This is a genomic window from Vibrio sp. B1FLJ16, from assembly GCF_905175385.1.
Taxonomy (GTDB): domain Bacteria; phylum Pseudomonadota; class Gammaproteobacteria; order Enterobacterales; family Vibrionaceae; genus Vibrio.
Window position 1 is genome coordinate 419,605 of record NZ_HG992749.1, and the last position, 19,751, is coordinate 439,355.

The following is a 19,751-nucleotide window of genomic DNA, read 5'->3' on the forward strand; positions in this document are numbered from 1 at the left end:
GAGATCCTATGTATAAGGACTTTTTCGGGTTTGTAGAGCAACCTTTTTCGATTGTTCCAAGCTCACGTTATCTGTATCTGAGCCAACGGCATAAGGAGGCGATCACGCATTTAAAAGCCGGGCTGGGCGATGGTGGCGGATTTGCCATGCTCACAGGGGAAGTCGGTACGGGTAAAACCACGGTGGCGAAAGCGATGCTGGCGAACCTGGACGAAAGCACTAAGGCTGGCTTGATCCTTAACCCAACCTTTTCGACGCGGGACTTACTTGAGGCGATCTGCGATGAATTTAAGATTATCTACCCGCAAGATGCAACGCTGAAACAGCTAAGCCAAGTCATTCATAATTACCTGTTGAGCAACCACAATGCCGGTTGGCAGACTTTGCTGGTTATAGATGAAGCGCAACATCTAGCCTCTGAAGTTTTAGAGCAGCTGCGTCTTCTGACCAATTTAGAAACAGAGTCCCGAAAGCTGCTTAAAGTGCTTTTGGTCGGTCAGCCAGAGTTGCAGCGTTTATTGCAAACGACCCAGCTACGTCAGCTTGCACAACGTATTACCGGACGCTATCACCTGCTACCTCTTGATATAAATGAAACAGCGGATTACATCGCATTTCGATTGCATACTGCCGGTGGTGACCAACAGCTGTTCAGTCGTAGCTGTTGTAAGACAATTGCCAAATACAGCCACGGTATCCCGCGGCTGATAAACCTTATCTGTGATAAAGCGCTGTACATCAGTTATCAGCAAGGCAGTGTGGTTGTCGACAGACAGACAGTTTCAAACGCCTGTCATGAAGTTATGCAGTTTCAGGCTGATATTTATCAGCAGGGCAGCAAACCTCGCCCGTTTGTGCGCAGAACACTCACCTGGCCTACATGGGGCTCGGCGCTTATCGGTATAGCCGCAGCGTGTGGCGTCGGTTGGGCGGTAATCAATTATCCGGTACCACCAGTTTCACAGTTTTTACAACAAACGGTTTCGGTCGGCGCTTTAGACCGGGCAGTGGTGCCTGAGCAACTCAGCAATGATCAGCGTGAACAGCTGTTTTTACAGAAAGAATCGAATCTTTTGGTTAAAGAGCTATACCGTCTATGGGGGTATCACGCTTACATCGGAGATAGCCTCTGCTTATCTGAAGCGCTATCCACTATGGTATGTGAGCGAAAAGTGGCGACATGGCCAATGTTGATGGAACAAAGCAGGCCTGTAATTTTAGAGCTTAATGATCACGGTGAGACAGGCTATGTGATTTTATACGCTATCGGAAAGGATAAAGTCGAAGTGCTTAATGGTAAGCAACGTCTACGACTGCCGATCTCCTGGCTGACACCGATGTGGCAGGGTAATATCATTGAACTCTGGCAAGCGCCGCTCAAAGGTACATTACGTATGAATATGGAAGGGGCTGCAATTGAAGTGCTGGATCAATTACTTGCAGAAGCACTCAATGAAGCACCTTTAGGTAAGTCCATATTTGATACTGAGATGAAAAAACGTGTCGAGTACTTCCAGCGCATGCAAGGTATTGGGGTCGATGGTATTGCCGGACAGCTTACTCTGGATCGATTACAGCAAAGTGTGCAGCCTGAAGCGCCGTCTCTGGTAAGTATAGTTAGGGAGGACGTGTAGTGTCTGTTGTAAAACATACCAGCCTGTTACTTTTACCTGTTGGAGTTTCTGTCCTTGCTGCTGCTTACTATCTTGAGATGCAGAATGCAAAGACTGACACTAAAACTAAAGCCAATACTGCAGCCAGTATTCAGCGATTCCAAGTGCTCGATTACCCTGAAAGCAATAAACTGACTCAGCTGACAAGAGAGTGGCCAACTGCTGAGCATTCAGGTGGCACCGAAGCTAACTTACCGGCAGCAGAATATGTGAGCAGTACTGACAATTCCCCATCATCCCGTGTTAACGACGAAGAGTTAGGGTTATCTCTGGGGGATATCGACTTGTCTTCTCTGTCTCCCGGTTTAGCGATGAAGGTCGAGAATGCGCTTTCCGGTAAGGGTAAATCTGGTTTGCAACCCCCGACATCATTGAATGATCTGGAGGGCAATACTCAGCGATGGCGAGGGCGTCTTCCTGCGCTGAACTTACAGACGCATATGTATGCTAGTGATGCAAATCGCCGATGGGTAAAAATTAATAACGTCGAATATCATCAGGGGGAAGTGGTGGACGGCCAGGTGACGCTTAAAGAGATTCAACCGCAAGCGGTGATCGTCGAGTTTCAGGGCGAGCAGATCCGTATTCCTGCACTTTATGAGTGGCAAGGCTAATACTCTTACCGAGTCCCATATAAAAAAAGGCCACAATCTGTGGCCTTTATAGTATTTGTCCGTGAGCAATTATCTACTACGAATTGGTATTACTACGGTTGGTTATTAAGCCCAGCCGTTAGGAGAGCGCTTTCTGCGAGGAATAAGGTGAGGAAGGACCAAACCAAATAGCAGACCTACACCAGCAACACCACCACCATAGGTAAAGTATTTAAGCAGCATGTCATCTTTTTGCGTATCAAGCTTAGCGCGAAGTTCACGGTTCTCAGTCTCAACGGAAGTCAGCTGATCGCTGATTTCAGAGTACTTGTTCTCAAGCTCTGCGATTTGCTGGTTGCGCGTGTCCAGGGATTCCACCAGACCTGCTTTTTCTGTATCTGAAGTCTGACGAGCGTTTGCCAGTTGTTCTTTTACTTCAGCCAGCTCTTTTTCGATGCGAGGCAGGCGAATTGCCATGCTCTCTTTATTAGTGACAAATTTGCTTTGAACCCAGCCAGTACGACCACGGGAGTCACGTACTTGCGTGTATTCAGTCTCTTTGTTTACGTTGAGTAGTTGTACCTGAGAGCCAGCGTCAATACTACCAATGATGCGGTAAGTGTTATTTGGACCTGAGTGCATATAAGTGAATAGTTCATCAGCAATATAACGGTTTGCAGCTAGTGCTGTTGGCGCGGCTAGCAGAGTAAACAAAACCGTGATGATTAGTTTTTTCACAGTAAATCCCTTAACGATTTTTCTTGGATTAGCGTGGCCACCGAATGATTGGAGCCGGAATTAGGTGAATAGTATGCAGTTTCAAACGTTGGTGCAACAAAGAAGGGAGGCAATGCCTCCCTTTCTGTATGATTTTCGTCAATAATGACAAAACGCTAACATTCTACTGACGGATGTCTTTAAGCAAACATCGCCTGGATTGCGTAGAAGAATACCACGGCTAATAACGCACCAGCTGGTAGAGTAACAATCCAAGAAGCAACAATGTTACGTACTACGCCCAGGTTAAGGGCTGCGATACCACGAGCAAAACCTACCCCCAGAACCGCACCAACCAGTGTCTGTGTGGTTGAGATTGGCAGACCAGTACCAGATGCCAGAACTACTGTACATGCTGTTGCAAGCTGAGCGGCAAAACCACGGCTTGGTGTCAGTTCAGTGATGCCAGTACCAACAGTTGCCATTACTTTGTGACCCATTGTAGCAAGGCCGACAACGATACCGATACCACCCAGTGGAAGAATCCACCATGCGATAGTGCTTTTCGCGGTAACCTGACCCAAGTGTTCAACAGTAGATACTACCGCTGACAGAGGACCAATCGCGTTTGCTACGTCGTTTGAACCGTGTGCAAATGCCATTGCACAAGCGGTGATAACCATTAGCACACTGAAGATACCTTCAACACCAGAGAAGCCATGATCGTCTTCACGGTTAGCGAACTTCTTCTGAATGTAAACATAGCCGCCAGCCATCACTAGAGCTGATACCGCTGCTGACCACATCCATGCTTCGCCGTTAGTCAGGTGAAGACCAACGTGCTTCAGACCTTTTTTGATGGTTACCAGTGCAATCACCATAGTTGTGATAAACATGTATACCGGAACAAAGCGTTTAGCGTTGAATAATGGCTTTTCAGTATCGAAGATCAGGCGTTGAGCGCTGACAAAGATAACGTAAGCAAAGAAGCCTGAGATAACCGGAGTAATGATCCAACTACCTACAATCCCTTGAACACTGCCCCAGTCGACTGCTTCTGTACCTACCGATACACACGCAAAACCGATGATTGCACCGATGATAGAGTGTGTCGTTGACACAGGCCAGCCCATGTAAGACGCAAGCAGTAGCCAAGTACCAGCCGCTAGTAGCGCTGACATCATGCCGAAAACCAGAACATCAGGCTGGTGGGCAAATAGAGATGTTTCGATAACACCTTTACGGATAGTGTCGGTTACTTCACCACCTGCAAGATATGCACCCGCAAATTCGAAGATCATCGCAATGATGATAGCTTGTTTTACGGTTAGCGCTTTTGAGCCTACTGATGTACCCATCGCATTGGCAACGTCATTCGCACCAATACCAATAGCCATCATAAAACCAAAAACAGCTGCAACAATAATCAGGACAGTGCCGTAGTTCGCAAGGATATCCATCGTAATACCTAGTTGTTTTATAACAAGCGGAACACAATTCTGCGCGCGCCAAATCCACAGGAGATGAAAATGGTCATCGTCCCTAATGACACGTGCATATTATGCTCTTCGTTATGTCGTTAACTTATGTTTTAAGATCGAGACAGCATGACTTCCAAACGAGCACCTACGCGCTGCGCCTGGTCGGCAATACCACCTACCCATTCAAGAATCTTGTACAAGAACATGACATCGATAGGGTTCATGTCAGATTCAATTGCCATTAGTTGCTGGCGAAGTTCAATCTGCATTGCATCGGTATCATCTTCTATGACGTCTAGCTGATGAATCATTTCAGCAACAAGTGTTACTTCACGGCCTTTGAAGCCGGTTTCTAGCAATTCATCAAGTTCATTAATTACCTTTTGTGCCTGATCAGCAGCGTCAAGACAACGTTGAACGTAAGCGAGGAAATTTGGTTGGAGCGCCTCAGGAATGACAAGTTGGCGACCATATACACGGCCTGCGATGTCTTTCGCTAAGTTAGCAAGTTTGTCCTGTTGAGTCAGAAGCTCAAGCATGTCAGTACGGTCTACTGGCATAAACAAACCGCGAGGCAGTTTTAGACGGATTTCACGTTTCAGCTCATCCGCTTCTTTCTCCAGATGAGAAATCTGAGCACGGATTTCAGCTGCTTTTTCCCAGTCACCCTTTGAAGAGACTTCAAAGAAGTTTACTAGGTGTGAACAACATTCGTTGACACAGACAACGTGGCGTTGCAAAGGCTTAATTGGGGACTTTGCAAATAACCCCATAATTGTATTTACTGGCATGGTCATTCAACCTAATAACTATAACCTTAAAAAAACATACACCATTTCTTGAGTCTTGGCGAAATGTTGAGCGATGGCTATAAAGGCGCGCATGTTAACCCATTAAATCGCTCATTTAAACTGTTTTAGATCATCAATCTGGCGATATTTCTTTCTTGCCGTGTAAGAAAATACGCAATATCCTGTTTCTATCTGCTTTGAAAGGTATAGCTATGGAAACCGAAATAGAACTGAAGTTTTTTGTTTCTCCTGAATTTTCAGAAACTTTAAAGGGAAAGATTTCTGAGACAAAAGTACTTCAGCATAGTTGTCGTGACTTGGGTAACACCTACTTTGATACCGCCGACAAGTGGTTAAGAAAGCATGACATTGGTTTAAGAATTCGCCGTTTTGATGATGTTTTTGTCCAGACAGTGAAAACCGCAGGACGCGTCGTCGCAGGTTTGCACCAAAGACCCGAATACAATGCTGAACACACGGGCAATGAGCCTAAGCTCTCGCTTCACCCTTCTGATATCTGGCCTGCCGGCAAAGATGTCGAGACCTTGCAATTCGAACTTTCTCCGCTTTTTTCCACCAATTTCACTCGCGAGCAGTGGCTGATTGGCATGCCTGATGGTAGTCAGGTTGAGGTTGCCTTCGATCAGGGTATGGTTGTCGCGCAAGGTGAGGACGGAGAAGAGAGACAGGAACCCATTTGTGAAGTCGAGCTGGAACTGAAATCTGGTCAGACGGATGCGCTGTTCACGCTGGCCCGCAGTTTTTGTGAAAGCGGCGGAATGCGTCTCGGAAACCTGAGCAAGGCAGCAAAAGGCTACCGTTTAGCGACAGGATACACGGGTGATGAAGTTAAACCGCTTGCTCTAGTAAACAGCAGCAGCACTGACACTGTAGAGTACTGCCTGATTAACTCTTTAGAGCACGCATTATCACACTGGCATTACCATGAACAAATTTACGCAGAGCGTGAGTGTGTTGAAGCGCTGCGTGAAATCAACAATGCAATCCGCTTTATTCGTCAGACACTGACCATCTTTGGCGATATCGTGCCTCGCCGGGCGAGTGCAATACTGCGCCAAGAGCTGAAATGGCTTGAAGAAGAGCTTGTATGGCTGGATGAACATGCTCACCTTGAAGAGTTACTTGATGACAAGGGCAATGTACTGCGTAAGCTGGATGCGCGTAAATTCTTAGTTTCTGAGTTAACTCAACAGCTGCAGGAATTGCCGGGCCGTGAAGAAGTCCTGGAGTTGCTGAGTTCAGCGCGCTACACCGGCTTGCTACTTGATCTGAGTCGTTGGATCCTCGCTCGCGGATGGCAGCCGTTTCTTGATGACAAAGCACGTGAGAAAATGGCAAGCAACATCTTACCTTTTTCTGTGACACAGCTGGATCGTACCTGGGCGGAGTTAATGGAAGCCTTCCCGGTTGAGCGGGATCTTTCAGCGCAGGATTATGTTGACCAGCGTTACCGTTTGCTGCGCAATCTTTACACCGGAATTGGCTTTGCCAGTCTTTACAGCAGCGATGACCGCAACAGCTTCCGTTTGCCATGGGCCGATCTGGCGCACGGTATAGATGATCTGCTGATGCTGAATCATTTGCTGCCGTTGGTGGATATGCTGCAGGATGATGAAAAAGAGCAGTTAGAGCGCTGGCTACATCGTCAGGAGCGTTCGATTTTACATGCTATGGATCAAACCCGCGCGATCAGCATTGAAGCTCAGCCTTACTGGCGAGAATAATCTAACCTCATCTAGTAAAAACAGGACCTTACAGGTCCTGTTTTTGTTTGTGCTGATTACCTGCTTGCCGCAACCCCAAAGAGAATCTGTTAGCTAAAGCGCCTTTTCTATTGAATATATTCAATGCTGTTTCATAAATCCCCATTGATAGCTTTAGCTCAAATCAATGGGGATTCAAAGAGAAAAATATTACAGATTATCTATTCCGGACCGATAAGAGGTGGACGGGTTTTGCGGATAATTGCAGCATCTGACAGGCTTTAGGTCACAAATACCATGAAAAGGGTAGGGCTAAATGATAAAACTCTCATTGGTCATATGCTGTTTTTGATATCGTTGACTTTCATATGAAACGCGAAGTAAAACGCGTCATAGAACCCGAATATAAACATTACTATAAGAGCTGAAAATCACTATAAGACTCGGTGGAGAACTGACAATGGAAAAGCTGGCATTTAAGCCATGGGAAAGGGTCATATCCGACATTCGCCTAGTACCCAAGATGATCATGTTAATGGTCGTCAGTACGGTTTTGATCGTAGCAAAACAACTTTGGGACGCGAGCACTTTTTATGATTCGCTTTTGGCAGCGACCCAGAATACTGAAGTGGCGCAACAGCATTATGAAGCGTATCTCACTCAGGTGGTCTGGCAGACAGTCTTGCTCATCATCGTTTTTGTTGTTGTTCTGCTTGCGGCTGCGCGCGTCATGTTGCGTCAGACTCAATACTTAAGTGATGCGATCAAACTTATGGCCAGCAAGAACTTATCGGTTCCGTTCGGTATGGACTGTAAAGATGAATATGGTGATGTTGCACGCGAACTGGAAAAAACGCGCCAGCAGTTACACGATATGATTCAAACACAAATCACTGCTTCCGATGAGTTAGCGACTCTCACCGAAGTCATGACGCTCAGCATGTCAGAAACCAAAGAGTCGGCTCAGGAAGAGTTTAATGAAATTGACCAGCTCGCGACAGCTATGAGCGAGATGTCTTCTACAATTCAGACAGTAGCGGAACATGCGCAGCAAGCATCTTCACTTACTGAGCAGGCATCATCACAAGCTGTGACTGGTCAGCAGTTCCTGCAGAATACAGTGACGAAAATGCGTCTGCTTTCTACCGATATTGCTTCTTCTGCTCAGGCGGTTAATCAAGTTGAAGAGCGTGTAGAGGCTATTGGCAGTGTTGTGGGTACCATTCAGGGCATTTCTGAACAAACCAATTTGCTGGCGCTTAACGCCGCGATAGAGGCAGCGCGAGCAGGTGAAGCTGGCCGGGGATTTGCGGTAGTAGCAGATGAAGTTCGAAATCTGGCACAACGTACTCAGCAGGCGACGGTTGAGATTCAGGAAATGATCGCCCAACTGCAAACTAGCGCAGAATCGGCAGTAGAGCTGATGGAGAAAAGCGTGGTTGAGGCGGCAGAAGGTAATGAACTGGTCTCTAATGCAGGAACTGAACTGGACGGCATTGTTACCCAGGTTACGCAGATTAATGATATGAACTTCCAGATCGCGACGGCTTCAGGTCAGCAGAGCAGTGTGGCTGAAGAAATGAGCAAGAACCTGACTAATGTCAGAGAGCTGGTTGAAGCTTCTGTAGTAGTAGTGACTGAACTTCTGGAAACGTCTGAAACAATGCAAAACAACGCTGAAGAACTTGATAAAAAAATTAAGTCATTCAATGTATAACTCTTACTAGCTTTGATAATACGCCCACAAACCTTTTGTGGGCGTTTTTATTTATTCCAACTCTGGTATAACTTAAACCTCATCATTCGCGCTTTTCACAAGGAAGAAAAATGCAGCTGCCTTCGTCATTGATTTCTGTCGCTGAATCTGCCGTTCAAAATGCTCAGCAAGCGGGTTACTTGCAAATGTGGCCAAGTGAAGTTGCAGAGCAATTTCAATATGTTGCTACTCTGAGTCAGTTTGTCACTGAGACCATCCACCGAGATGAAAAACTGGCTCAGGTATTGCCGGACATGCTGGCGGAACCGAGCCGTCAGGCGTCTTACCGGAAGAGACTCGCAGCACTACTGGCTGAGTGTCAGGATGAAATGTCAGGCCATCGGGTACTGCGTCAGTTCCGTAATCGTGAAATGGTTTATATCGCCTGGAAGGACTTTCTCCATGCCTGGAGTCTGGAAGAGTCGTTGAGCCATCTTTCACAATTGGCAGAAGCGCTGATTTTCGAGACTTATCAATGGCAATATCAGGCATGCTGCAAAGAGTGGGGAACGCCAACTAACGTTACAGGTGAAGCGCAGCCGATGTTGATCATTGGTATGGGCAAGCTTGGCGGGGGAGAGCTTAATTTCTCGTCTGATATCGATCTGATTTTTACCTACCCTGAAAACGGCGAAACTCAGGGAGCGCGCCGCAGTATTGCCAATGCGCAGTTCTTTACCCGTCTTGGCCAGCGAATCATTAAAGCGCTTGATCAACAAACCTTTGATGGCTTCTGCTACCGTGTTGACATGCGTCTGCGTCCGTTCGGGGAGAGCGGCCCTCTGGTGATGAGTTACGCGGCACTGGAAGATTATTATCAGGAGCAGGGACGGGACTGGGAACGCTATGCGATGGTTAAGGCCAGGGTCATGGGCTGTGAAATGTATCCACAGTATCAGGAACTGCGCCAGATGCTGCGTCCGTTCGTGTTCCGTCGTTATATCGACTTCAGTGCCATTCAATCTCTGCGCCGTATGAAGTCTATGATAAGCAGTGAAGTACGCCGCCGTGGTCTGAATAACAACATTAAGCTTGGTGCGGGCGGTATCCGTGAAATTGAGTTTATTGCTCAGGTGTTTCAGTTGATCCGGGGCGGGCGAGAACCTTCTCTGCGTAACCGGGGGTTACTAGAAACACTGCAAGGCATTGAAGAGCTGGCTTTGTTGACGTCTCATGAAGTTCAGGATCTGAAAGCGGCGTATAAGTATTTACGTCAGCTGGAAAACCTGCTGCAAGCGATGGCGGATAAACAGACTCAGACACTACCGGATTGCGATACTGAACGACTGAAACTGGCGACTGCGATGAAGTTCGGGTCGTGGGAACAGTTAATTACTCAAACCCAGCGACATATGGGTAATGTTCATCAAGTATTTGACACTTTGATTGGGGCCGATGAAGAAGATGAAGGCAACAATGTAGCTCGCTACTTCCATGAGTTATGGGACATGGCGAAGAAGCCGGATGTGATTGAACATATTCTGCAGCATGACATTCAGGTGGAAGATTTTGCAGCCTGCGCGAAAGCCATCATTGAGTTTAAGCAAGACATCGCCAAGAAAACGCTGGGACCTCGCGGACGTGAAGTACTCACTAAACTGATGCCTAAAGTATTCGATGCGATATTTGCCCATCCGGATGCGCAGTTTGGTTTGCCGAGAGTGCTGCATTTGCTACACAAAATCTGCACCAGGACCACTTATTTAGAGCTGCTGGATGAACACCCTGCGGCTCTAGTACAGCTCGTGCGGCTGTGTACGGCTAGTCCGATGATTTCCGAGCAGTTATCCCGCTACCCGATCCTGCTTGATGAACTTATCGACCCGCAGCAACTGTATAACCCAATCCCGTTAGAAAGCTACCGGACTGAACTGCGTGATTTTCTGGCGCGAATTCCGGAAGATGACATGGAGCAGCAGATGGAAGCGCTGCGTCAGTTCAAACAGATTTGTATTCTACGTATTGCTGCTGCCGATATTGCTGGTGTATTACCAGTGATGAAAGTGAGCGACCACTTAACTTATCTGGCAGAGTCCATTGTTGAAGCCGTAGTGAGTCAGGCCTGGTTACAGGTCTCTGAAAAATATGGCGAGCCTACCCATGTTAAAGACCGTGAAGGCAGAGGTTTTGCTGTCATTGGCTATGGCAAAGTGGGTGGATGGGAGCTGGGTTACAACTCCGATTTGGATATTGTGTTCATGCATGACTGTCCGGTCAGTGTGTACACTGATGGTAAGAAAGAAATTGATGGTCGTCAGTTCTACCTTCGCCTGGCGCAGCGTATTATCCATATTTTTTCAACCCGCACTGCATCGGGCATTCTGTACGAAGTAGACACTCGCTTACGCCCGTCAGGTGCTTCCGGATTACTCGTTAGTCCGACCGATGCTTTTAAAGAGTATCAGCATCAGGAAGCGTGGACATGGGAACATCAGGCCCTGGTCCGTGCCCGGATGATCTATGGTGATGAACCGCTCGCCGTGGCTTTTCATAATACTCGCCATGAAGTGCTCTGTATAGAAAGAGAGCAGGAAGCGCTTAAAAAAGAGGTGGTTGAGATGCGAGAGAAGATGCGTGACCACCTGGGCGGGAAAAAAGCCGGGCGCTTTATGCTTAAACAAGATGCCGGGGGAATAACGGACATCGAGTTTCTTGCCCAGTATCTTGTGCTCAACTTCAGCCATGACAAACCTAAGCTTACGCGTTGGTGTGATAATGTGCGAATTTTTGAAACACTGATTGCGCAGGGAGTTATGGACGAAGATCAGGCCATGCAGCTGATAAACGCTTATACCTCTATGCGAAATGAGATACATCGCCGCAACCTGCTTAATTTAGAGGCGGATGTTGTCGAAGATAAGTTTGTGGCTGAACGAGGGTGGGTTAAACAGGCCTGGCAGCAGTGGTTGAGTTAAGACGATATGTTTAGCCGCGATAAGGGCTGTGCTAAACTCTGCACGATTTAATTTTTGGAGACCAATAATGAAACCAATTCTACCTGATTACAACAGCGCTGGTGTGCTAATCATCGGTGACGTCATGCTGGATCGTTACTGGTATGGACCGACCGGACGTATCTCCCCTGAAGCGCCGGTTCCTGTTGTGAAAGTAGAAAACAATGAAGAGCGTCCGGGTGGTGCTGCTAACGTCGCGATGAACATCGCTTCATTGGGTGGCCATGCTCACATTGTTGGTCTGACTGGAATGGATGAGCCTGCCAAGGTACTGACTGAAACGCTTAACTCGCTCAAAGTAAAATGTGACTTTGTGGCACTGCCAGAGTACCCGACTATCACCAAACTGCGCGTGATGAGCCGTGGTCAGCAGCTAATTCGTCTGGATTTCGAAGACAAGTTCGAAAATACCGATGCAGAGCCGGTACTTTCCCGTATGGATTCAGCGTTGTCTAATGTGAAAGCGGTGATCATGTCTGATTACGCCAAAGGAACACTTGAGCACGTACAAGCGTATATTCAGAAAGCGCGAGCAGCAAATGTCCCTGTGTTTATTGACCCAAAAGGTGCGGATTTTGAGCGCTACCGCGGCGCAACGTTGCTGACCCCGAACCTGAAAGAGTTTGAAGATGTCGTCGGCAAAGTGAAATCCGATCAAGATCTGGTGGATAAAGCCCTGGCACTTGTCGAAGAATTTGATTTTGAAGCTCTGCTGGTTACCCGCAGTGAACACGGTATGACATTGATTCGTCGTGGTCAGGAGCCATTCCATTTGCCGACTCAGGCGAAAGAAGTTTATGACGTAACCGGTGCCGGTGATACGGTTATTTCTGTGCTGGCAGCTTCAGTCGCAGCGGGCAAATCATTTGAAGAATCGTGTGCACTGGCGAACGCAGCGGCAGGTGTTGTGGTCGGTAAACTAGGTACATCAACACTGTCTGAAATTGAGCTAGCGGAAGCAGTACACGGCAGCAAAGACACCGATTACGGCGTGATTTCAGAAAAAGCGCTGATTGAAGCGGTGAAAAAAGCGCGTGCGAAGGGTGAGAAGGTTGTTATGACTAACGGCTGCTTTGATATTCTTCACGCCGGCCATGTTTCTTACCTGAACCATGCGGCTGAGCTGGGTGATCGCCTGATTGTTGCGGTGAATACTGATGAGTCGGTTAAGCGCCTTAAAGGCCCTGGGCGTCCGGTAAATCCGACGGATCGCCGCATGGCGGTATTGGCTGGTTTAGGTGCAGTTGACTGGGTTGTACCGTTTAGTGAAGACACGCCGCAGCGCCTAATTTCTGAAGTCCTTCCTAGCATGCTGGTTAAAGGCGGAGACTACAAACCAGAAGAGATTGCCGGTGGTAAAGAAGTTATTGCGGCTGGTGGTGAGGTTCGTGTTTTGAATTTTGAAGACGGCTGTTCAACCAGTGAAATCATCAACGCAATTAAAGGTGGTAAAGGCTAAGCCCTACTGCATTTAGTATTTACACAAAAGGTCGCTGATTAAGCGACCTTTTTTGATCCTATCCGGGACCTTGCTTTCAGGCATTCCGAAGAATTAAAAAAAACGCCAGCTGACAAGCAGCTGCGTTTTTATACCATTCTGGATAAGTAAGTGGTCTACTTATTGCGCAGGACTTTTTGCACAGGAAAGTCGCTTAGAGCAAGGCATAGATTGCAGTAACTAGTTATTCTAATTGCAAAATCTATAACGCCGCTATTAGCGATTTTAATCAGCAAGAAAGATCAAATACTTATGTAGAGTGGTATTAATGTTCATCTAGAGTTACATCGATGGTTTTAAGCCAGCATCGATGCTTAAGATGTCTTGCTCGTTTAGAGTGCCTACTGCCTGACGTAGCTGCAGACGACTTAGGATGTAATCATAACGCGCGTTAGACAGGTTTCGGTTTGCATCGTACAAACGACGGGTTGCGTCCAGAACGTCAACAATCGTACGTGTACCAACGTCAAAACCCGCTTCAGTTGCTTCTAAAGCAGAGCGCGCAGAAACCACCGATTGCTCGTAAGCACGTAAAGCACCGATCGATGCGTTGATGTTGTTATTCTGTGCACGAACCTCTTTGACTACACTACGGTACTCCGCTTCAAGATTCTCGCTTGCTGCAACATACGCGTACTCTGCTTGTTTGGTTAGCGAAGTTACACGACCACCTGAGTACAGAGGAAGTGCCAGGTTAATACCCACATTCAGCGCATCAAGATCGTAATCACTTGTACTTTGAGAACGGTCAGCGTAATTGTAGCCACCGTCTAAAGTCAAAGTCGGTAAGTGGCCTGAACTTGCCAGTGAAATGTTGTCACGAGCAATATCCTGAGAAATACGAGATGACAGTAGGCTCAGGTTTTTCTCTTTCGCCTCTTCGATCAGCATTTCAGCTGGGCTGTTTGAGCCGCTTGCAGAGAAGCGAGCGGTATCAAGCACATTCAAGTTTTTGTGCTCCTGGCCAGTGATTTCACGCAATGATTCGTAGCTGTTGATCAGATCATTTTCGGCTAATACTTCATCTGCCAGTACCGCATCGTACTGAGCTTGCGCGTCGTGAACGTCAGTGATGGCTGAAAGACCAACTTCAAAGCGCTGCTTAGTTTGCTCAAGCTGACGGCCAACGGCGGCTTTTTCTGCACGGACAAAAACCAGATTATCCTGGGCGCGCAGTACTTCAAAGTAAGCTTGTGACACTCGAAGGATCAATCCTTGCTGAGTTGCTGCATAAGTCGCATCTGCCTGACGGGCTGTTTTCTCAGCAGTGTCTAACGTTATCCATGAAGCGCGGTTGTACAGTTCTTGAGTAAAGTTGATGCCAGCAGTTAGATCGTTTTTGTCATAACTTGTTGTATTTGGAGAGTTATAATCACCGCGGACTAAGTCGTAACCAGCAGTTAAATTGATTTGTGGTAAAAGAGCACTGCGACTAGATGTGATGGCTTCAAAAGCCTGATCTCGTTGTGCTGCTACACTAAGCAATTGGGGATCGTTCTGTTTTGCTAAGTCATAGATTTGAGCCAAAGAGTCCGCATAAGCTGATGCACTTATGCTACCTAGCGCTGCACTAATAAATAGTGGAAGCAATTTTTTCATTTTCTATTCCCGCGTTCCATAGATTGGTTAATTCTCAGTAGTTTAACTTAGTTTGCACGATATTTACTCGAAACTTTGCACTTTTTTACATGTAATTATCCACTTGTGCAATAAATAATTTGAGTGACACTTAAAATTATTTGTAACTATTATACAAAAAGTTGAGCCAAGTCCTTTGAGCAAGCGAATAACAATGAGTACACTACAAGATTCACTCAGGGAGGTGCTGAATGCAACAGTGTAATAAGCAACAAGATGAGTTTACTTCACAAGATGTGGAAATTGTTTCGAAAGAGACGCTGTTCCATGGCTTCTTTAAAATGGTGAAGTATCGTTTCAAACATCGGCTGTTTGCTGGTGGCTGGAGTGGGATCGTCGAAAGGGAGATGTTCGAGCGTGGGCACGCTGCAGCAATGCTGCCTTATGATCCTAAAACGGATCAGGTAGTGATCATTGAACAGATCCGTGTTGGCGCTTTGGAGCATGACCACCCTTGGCAGTTTGAAATTGTTGCAGGCATGATTGATCGGGATGAGTCTGTGGAAGAGGTTGTCCGCCGAGAGGCTCAGGAAGAGGCGGGGCTTGAAGTTGGACGTATCATTCCAATGACATCTTATTACCCGTCTTCAGGCGGGTGTTCAGAAAAGTTGGATGTTTTTGTCGGAGAAGTTGATGCCTCTAAAGCTGATGGCATTCATGGTTTAGACTATGAAGATGAAGATATCCGGGTGCATGTGATCAGTCGTGAGGAAGCCTATCAATGGGTGAAAGACGGAAAACTTGAAAATGCTGCTTCAATTATTGCAGTACAGTGGTTGCAATTAAACCATCTGGAGTTGAAATCAAAGTGGGGATACCCCCAAACGGTGGAGAGTAACTAATGGCGCAGATAGCTGCAAAACAGCGATATCATGTCGATTTAGCGGGTCTGATGAGAACTTATGAGACCAATTACGCTAAGTTAAATGCCTTGCTGCCTGCATCTGCCGAGGTCGGTGACGTTCGTTGCTATCAGGCGGCGAATATGGTTTACCAGCTGACCGTGAATGAAGTCACAAAATACACCACAGTTGTTGAGATATGTCAGAGTGATGAAACACCAGTGTTTCCTTTACCGACAATGTCTGTCAGGCTCTATCACGATGCGAGGGTAGCTGAAGTATGCTCAAGCGGAGACTTCTCCCGTATCAAAGCTAAATATGATTATCCCAACGACAAGCTGATGCAGAAAGATGAAAAGCATCAACTCAACACATTCCTTGGTGAATGGCTGACGTTTTGTTTAAGAAGTGGCATCAGTAGAACACCACTAGCCTTCAATAACCACTCGTCTCGCCACTAAAGGAAGATAACAAATAACGATATAGTGGACGAATCAGGTTTTCATTTTGCAAACATCTAGTGACAGCATCAAACTATTACAAATCACGGATACTCATTTGTTTGCCGCAGATGAGGGAAGTTTGCTGAGCGTAAAAACAGCCGACAGCTTTTCTGCTGTGGTTGAAGAAGTTTTACGCCGCAAAGTGGGGTTTGATTATATTTTAGCGACCGGGGATATTTCACAGGATCACAGTGCTGAATCCTATCAACGATTCGCTGCGGGCATTAGCGCCCTTGAAAAAGATTGTTTCTGGCTACCGGGCAACCACGACTACAAACCGAACATGGGCAGTGTGCTTCCATCCGAGCAGATTAAGGCAACTGAACATGTGCTGCTTGGTGACAAGTGGCAAGTGATTATGCTCGACTCACAAGTTGTAGGCGTTCCTCACGGACGCTTAAGCGATCAACAACTTGCTCTGCTGGAAGAAAAACTTACTGAGTTTCCGGAGCGTTATACGCTGGTGTTATTGCATCACCATCCACTTTTGGTGGGGAGCGCATGGCTTGACCAGCATACACTGAAAGATGCAGATGCTTTCTGGCAGGTTGTTGAACGTTTTGACACCGTGAAAGGGGTGGTCTGCGGTCATGTTCATCAGGATATGAATGTGCTTCATAATGGCATTCGAGTGATGGCAACCCCCTCAACTTGTGTACAGTTCAAGCCGAACTCTGACGATTTTGCGCTGGATACTACATCACCCGGCTGGCGCGAGTTAGAGTTGCATCCAAGCGGTGACATTACGACGTTGGTCAATCGATTGCCAGAAGGGCAATTCCAGCCAGACTTCTCTTCCAGCGGATACTAATCGTGCCCGGGCTCAAAGTTCGGGCTCGCTTTTTTGTGTGAGACATCAATGAGTAAACCTTCACTTTTATTATATATCCACGGCTTTAACAGCTCTCCGCTTTCAATGAAAGCTAGTCTGATGAGAGATTATTGCCAGCAGTATCGTCCGGACATTAAAGTGATTGTGCCTCAGTTACCGTGTTTTCCGCAGCAAGCTGCGCAAATGCTGCTGGATATTATTGAGCAGCACAAAGACGAATATAGAATTGGGTTAGTAGGAAGTTCTCTAGGTGGCTTTATGTCAACCTGGCTGAATAGTAAGTTCGGGTTTAAAGCTGTGCTTGTTAATCCGGCGGTAAAACCCTACGAGTTGTTAGTCGACTATTTAGGTGAGCAAACCAATCCATACACGGATGAAACTTATACACTTGAAGCTCGCCATATTGACGAGCTAAAAGCGCTTGATGTACAAAGCATCACATCACCAGAGTCGTTTTGGCTTCTGCAACAAACCGACGACGAGGTTTTAGATTTCCGTCAGGCGGTCGATAAGTTTGTAGAGGCTAAGCAAACGGTCGAACAAGGTGGTGATCATAGTTTTGTAGGCTTTGAGCGTTATCCTGCAGAGATTATTAAATTTCTTGAACTGTAATTTGTAATTCGAACAAACGTTTGGAATACGCTCATAGTTTTTATTGATATATCCAAGCGTTTCTTGACATCGTCGGTTTGCTTTCCGACTATGCTTTCCAAACTATTTTAAGAGTCATGGACTCTGGCTGCTTTGTTATGTATCAGATTTACAAATAATTAAAGATACAAACAAGGTAGCTTTTTCGTTTCCTGTTTTCGCACAATTTAATGAGTCGCGCAGGAAACAAGTAAACATTGAGAACGATTCCGTATTATGACTGAACAATATAATGCTGGGGCTATTGAAGTACTGAATGGCCTAGAGCCAGTGCGTCGCCGCCCAGGGATGTATACGGATACAGCGCGCCCGAACCATTTGGGTCAAGAGGTTATCGACAACAGTGTCGATGAAGCGCTGGCCGGACATGCCACTAAAGTACAGGTTATCCTGCATGCTGACCAATCACTGGAAGTGATCGATGATGGTCGGGGTATGCCTGTAGACATCCACCCGGAAGAGAAAGTATCCGGCGTTGAGCTGATTTTATGTAAGCTTCATGCTGGTGGTAAATTCTCCAATAAAAACTACCAGTTCTCCGGTGGTCTTCACGGTGTAGGTATTTCGGTTGTGAACGCGCTTTCTAAGCGTGTAGAAGTCACCGTACGCCGGGATGGTCAGGTATACGACATTGCGTTTGAACATGGTGATAAAGTCTCTGATCTGACGGTGACGGGAACATGTGGTCGTCGTAACCGAGGCACCAGCGTGCACTTCTGGCCGGATGCGAAGTACTTTGACTCTGCCAATTTCTCTGTGACTCGTCTGGTCAACAACCTGCGCGCTAAGGCGGTACTTTGTCCGGGCCTGGAAATTACTTTCACAGATAAAGTTAACAACAAAGACTACAGATGGTTCTATGAAGATGGTTTAAAAGACTATCTTGCAGAAGGGGTTAAAGGTTATACCGTTTTACCGGAAGAACCATTTACCGGTGAGTTCTCAGCGGAAACTGAAGCCGCGAACTGGGCGGTGATCTGGCAGCCAGAAGGCGGTGAGATGATCACCGAAAGTTACGTTAACCTTATCCCTACTGCTCAGGGTGGTACACATGTAAACGGTCTGCGCCAGGGGCTGTTAGATGCCATGCGTGAGTTCTGTGAGTTCCGTAACTTGCTTCCGCGTGGTGTGAAACTGACAGGCGATGATGTCTTTGACCGTTGTTCATACGTTCTGTCGGTGAAAATCCAGGATCCACAATTCGCCGGTCAGACCAAAGAACGTCTTTCATCCCGCCAGACCGCAGCGTTTGTCTCTGGTGTGGTTAAAGATGCTTTCAGTCTGTGGTTGAATGAAAAACCGCAACTAGCAGAGCAATTGGCAGAAGTTTGTATTGCTAACGCACACCGCCGCATGCGTGCGAGTAAAAAAGTCGTACGTAAGAAAGTCGCTTCAGGGCCAGCATTACCAGGTAAACTGACCGACTGTTCGGTACAGGATTTAAACCGTACTGAAATCTTCTTTGTCGAGGGTGACTCGGCGGGCGGTTCTGCTAAGCAAGCACGTGACCGTGAATTTCAGGCTGTAATGCCGCTTCGAGGTAAGATTCTGAATACCTGGGAAGTTTCTGCTGATCAGGTGTTAGCGTCTCAAGAAGTGCATGATATTTCTGTTGCCTTAGGTATTGATCCTGACAGTGACAACCTCGAAAGTCTTCGTTACGGCAAAATCTGTATTCTTGCCGATGCGGACTCGGATGGTCTTCATATCGCAACCCTGTTGTGTGCTCTGTTTACCCGCCACTTCCGTGCTCTAGTGGAAGCAGGTCATATCTACGTTGCTATGCCGCCGCTGTACCGAATCGACTGTGGTAAGGAAGTTTATTACGCACTTGATGACGATGAGAAAGATGGTGTTCTGGAGCGTCTGTCGAAGAAGAAAGCCAAAATCAACGTACAGCGATTTAAAGGTCTGGGTGAGATGAACCCGCTGCAGCTGCGTGAGACCACCATGGATCCGAATACACGTCGTCTGGTGCAACTAACCATCGATGACTCTGCGGCGACCATGGAAATGATGGATATGCTGCTTGGCAAAAAACGTGCAGATGACCGTCGTTCGTGGCTACAAAACAACGGCGACATGGCAGAGGTTTAAC

General features: G+C 46.9%; 15 protein-coding genes. 11 read left to right on the top strand and 4 right to left on the bottom strand.

Features of this window, described 5'->3' with window-relative positions:
• Positions 1-8: 8 nt before the first annotated feature.
• Entirely contained in the window at positions 9-1,634 is a 1,626-nt protein-coding gene (locus KHN79_RS01985) for an ExeA family protein (protein ID WP_182009644.1), read from the top strand.
• A complete protein-coding gene (locus KHN79_RS01990) occupies positions 1,634-2,287 on the top strand; it encodes a general secretion pathway protein GspB (RefSeq protein ID WP_182009642.1) in 654 nt (217 codons plus the stop codon). The genes KHN79_RS01985 and KHN79_RS01990 overlap by 1 nt, the downstream gene beginning before the upstream one ends.
• A gap of 105 nt (positions 2,288-2,392) precedes the next feature.
• Here KHN79_RS01990 and KHN79_RS01995 read toward each other — a convergent pair whose 3' ends face one another.
• The 3 genes from KHN79_RS01995 to KHN79_RS02005 all read right to left on the bottom strand — a co-directional run bounded on the left by KHN79_RS01995 (position 2,393) and on the right by KHN79_RS02005 (position 5,255).
• Entirely contained in the window at positions 2,393-3,004 is a 612-nt protein-coding gene (locus KHN79_RS01995; RefSeq protein WP_182009640.1) for a TIGR04211 family SH3 domain-containing protein, read from the bottom strand.
• A 179-nt stretch (positions 3,005-3,183) separates the two neighbouring features.
• Complete coding sequence (locus KHN79_RS02000) at positions 3,184-4,443, bottom strand: inorganic phosphate transporter (protein ID WP_182009638.1); 1,260 nt, start codon at positions 4,441-4,443, stop codon at positions 3,184-3,186.
• A 131-nt stretch (positions 4,444-4,574) separates the two neighbouring features.
• Positions 4,575-5,255: a TIGR00153 family protein gene (locus KHN79_RS02005; RefSeq protein ID WP_182009636.1), complete on the bottom strand. Its 681-nt coding sequence runs from the start codon at positions 5,253-5,255 to the stop codon at positions 4,575-4,577.
• 212 nt (positions 5,256-5,467) lie between these two features.
• Between KHN79_RS02005 and KHN79_RS02010 the strand changes: the two genes are divergently transcribed.
• The 4 genes from KHN79_RS02010 (at position 5,468) to hldE (ending at position 13,148) form a co-directional block, all read left to right on the top strand.
• Positions 5,468-7,000: an inorganic triphosphatase gene (locus KHN79_RS02010; RefSeq protein ID WP_182009634.1), complete on the top strand. Its 1,533-nt coding sequence runs from the start codon at positions 5,468-5,470 to the stop codon at positions 6,998-7,000.
• Positions 7,001-7,439: 439 nt separating this feature from the next.
• Entirely contained in the window at positions 7,440-8,696 is a 1,257-nt protein-coding gene (locus KHN79_RS02015) for a methyl-accepting chemotaxis protein (RefSeq protein ID WP_182009632.1), read from the top strand.
• Between the two features lie 110 nt (positions 8,697-8,806).
• The gene (gene glnE, locus KHN79_RS02020) at positions 8,807-11,650 is read left to right on the top strand and encodes a bifunctional [glutamate--ammonia ligase]-adenylyl-L-tyrosine phosphorylase/[glutamate--ammonia-ligase] adenylyltransferase (protein WP_182009630.1); all 2,844 of its coding nucleotides are present in this window, start codon (positions 8,807-8,809) and stop codon (positions 11,648-11,650) included.
• Between the two features lie 67 nt (positions 11,651-11,717).
• A complete protein-coding gene (hldE, locus tag KHN79_RS02025) occupies positions 11,718-13,148 on the top strand; it encodes a bifunctional D-glycero-beta-D-manno-heptose-7-phosphate kinase/D-glycero-beta-D-manno-heptose 1-phosphate adenylyltransferase HldE (RefSeq protein WP_182009628.1) in 1,431 nt (476 codons plus the stop codon).
• A 321-nt stretch (positions 13,149-13,469) separates the two neighbouring features.
• Here hldE and tolC read toward each other — a convergent pair whose 3' ends face one another.
• Positions 13,470-14,786: an outer membrane channel protein TolC gene (tolC, locus tag KHN79_RS02030; protein WP_182009626.1), complete on the bottom strand. Its 1,317-nt coding sequence runs from the start codon at positions 14,784-14,786 to the stop codon at positions 13,470-13,472.
• A 230-nt stretch (positions 14,787-15,016) separates the two neighbouring features.
• Between tolC and nudF the strand changes: the two genes are divergently transcribed.
• The 5 genes from nudF (at position 15,017) to parE (ending at position 19,750) form a co-directional block, all read left to right on the top strand.
• Positions 15,017-15,667 carry an ADP-ribose diphosphatase gene (gene nudF / locus KHN79_RS02035; RefSeq protein ID WP_182009624.1) on the top strand — a complete coding sequence of 217 codons (651 nt, stop codon included), beginning with the start codon at positions 15,017-15,019 and terminating at the stop codon, positions 15,665-15,667.
• Complete coding sequence (locus tag KHN79_RS02040; RefSeq protein WP_182009622.1) at positions 15,667-16,128, top strand: DUF1249 family protein; 462 nt, start codon at positions 15,667-15,669, stop codon at positions 16,126-16,128. Before nudF ends, KHN79_RS02040 begins: the two co-directional genes overlap by 1 nt.
• Before the next feature lie 46 nt (positions 16,129-16,174).
• The gene (gene cpdA / locus KHN79_RS02045) at positions 16,175-16,981 is read left to right on the top strand and encodes a 3',5'-cyclic-AMP phosphodiesterase (RefSeq protein WP_182009620.1); all 807 of its coding nucleotides are present in this window, start codon (positions 16,175-16,177) and stop codon (positions 16,979-16,981) included.
• A 48-nt stretch (positions 16,982-17,029) separates the two neighbouring features.
• Positions 17,030-17,614, top strand: a complete 585-nt coding sequence (gene yqiA / locus KHN79_RS02050) for an esterase YqiA (RefSeq protein WP_182009618.1) — start codon at positions 17,030-17,032, stop codon at positions 17,612-17,614.
• A 255-nt stretch (positions 17,615-17,869) separates the two neighbouring features.
• A complete protein-coding gene (gene parE, locus KHN79_RS02055) occupies positions 17,870-19,750 on the top strand; it encodes a DNA topoisomerase IV subunit B (RefSeq protein WP_182009616.1) in 1,881 nt (626 codons plus the stop codon).
• Position 19,751: the final 1 nt, after the last annotated feature.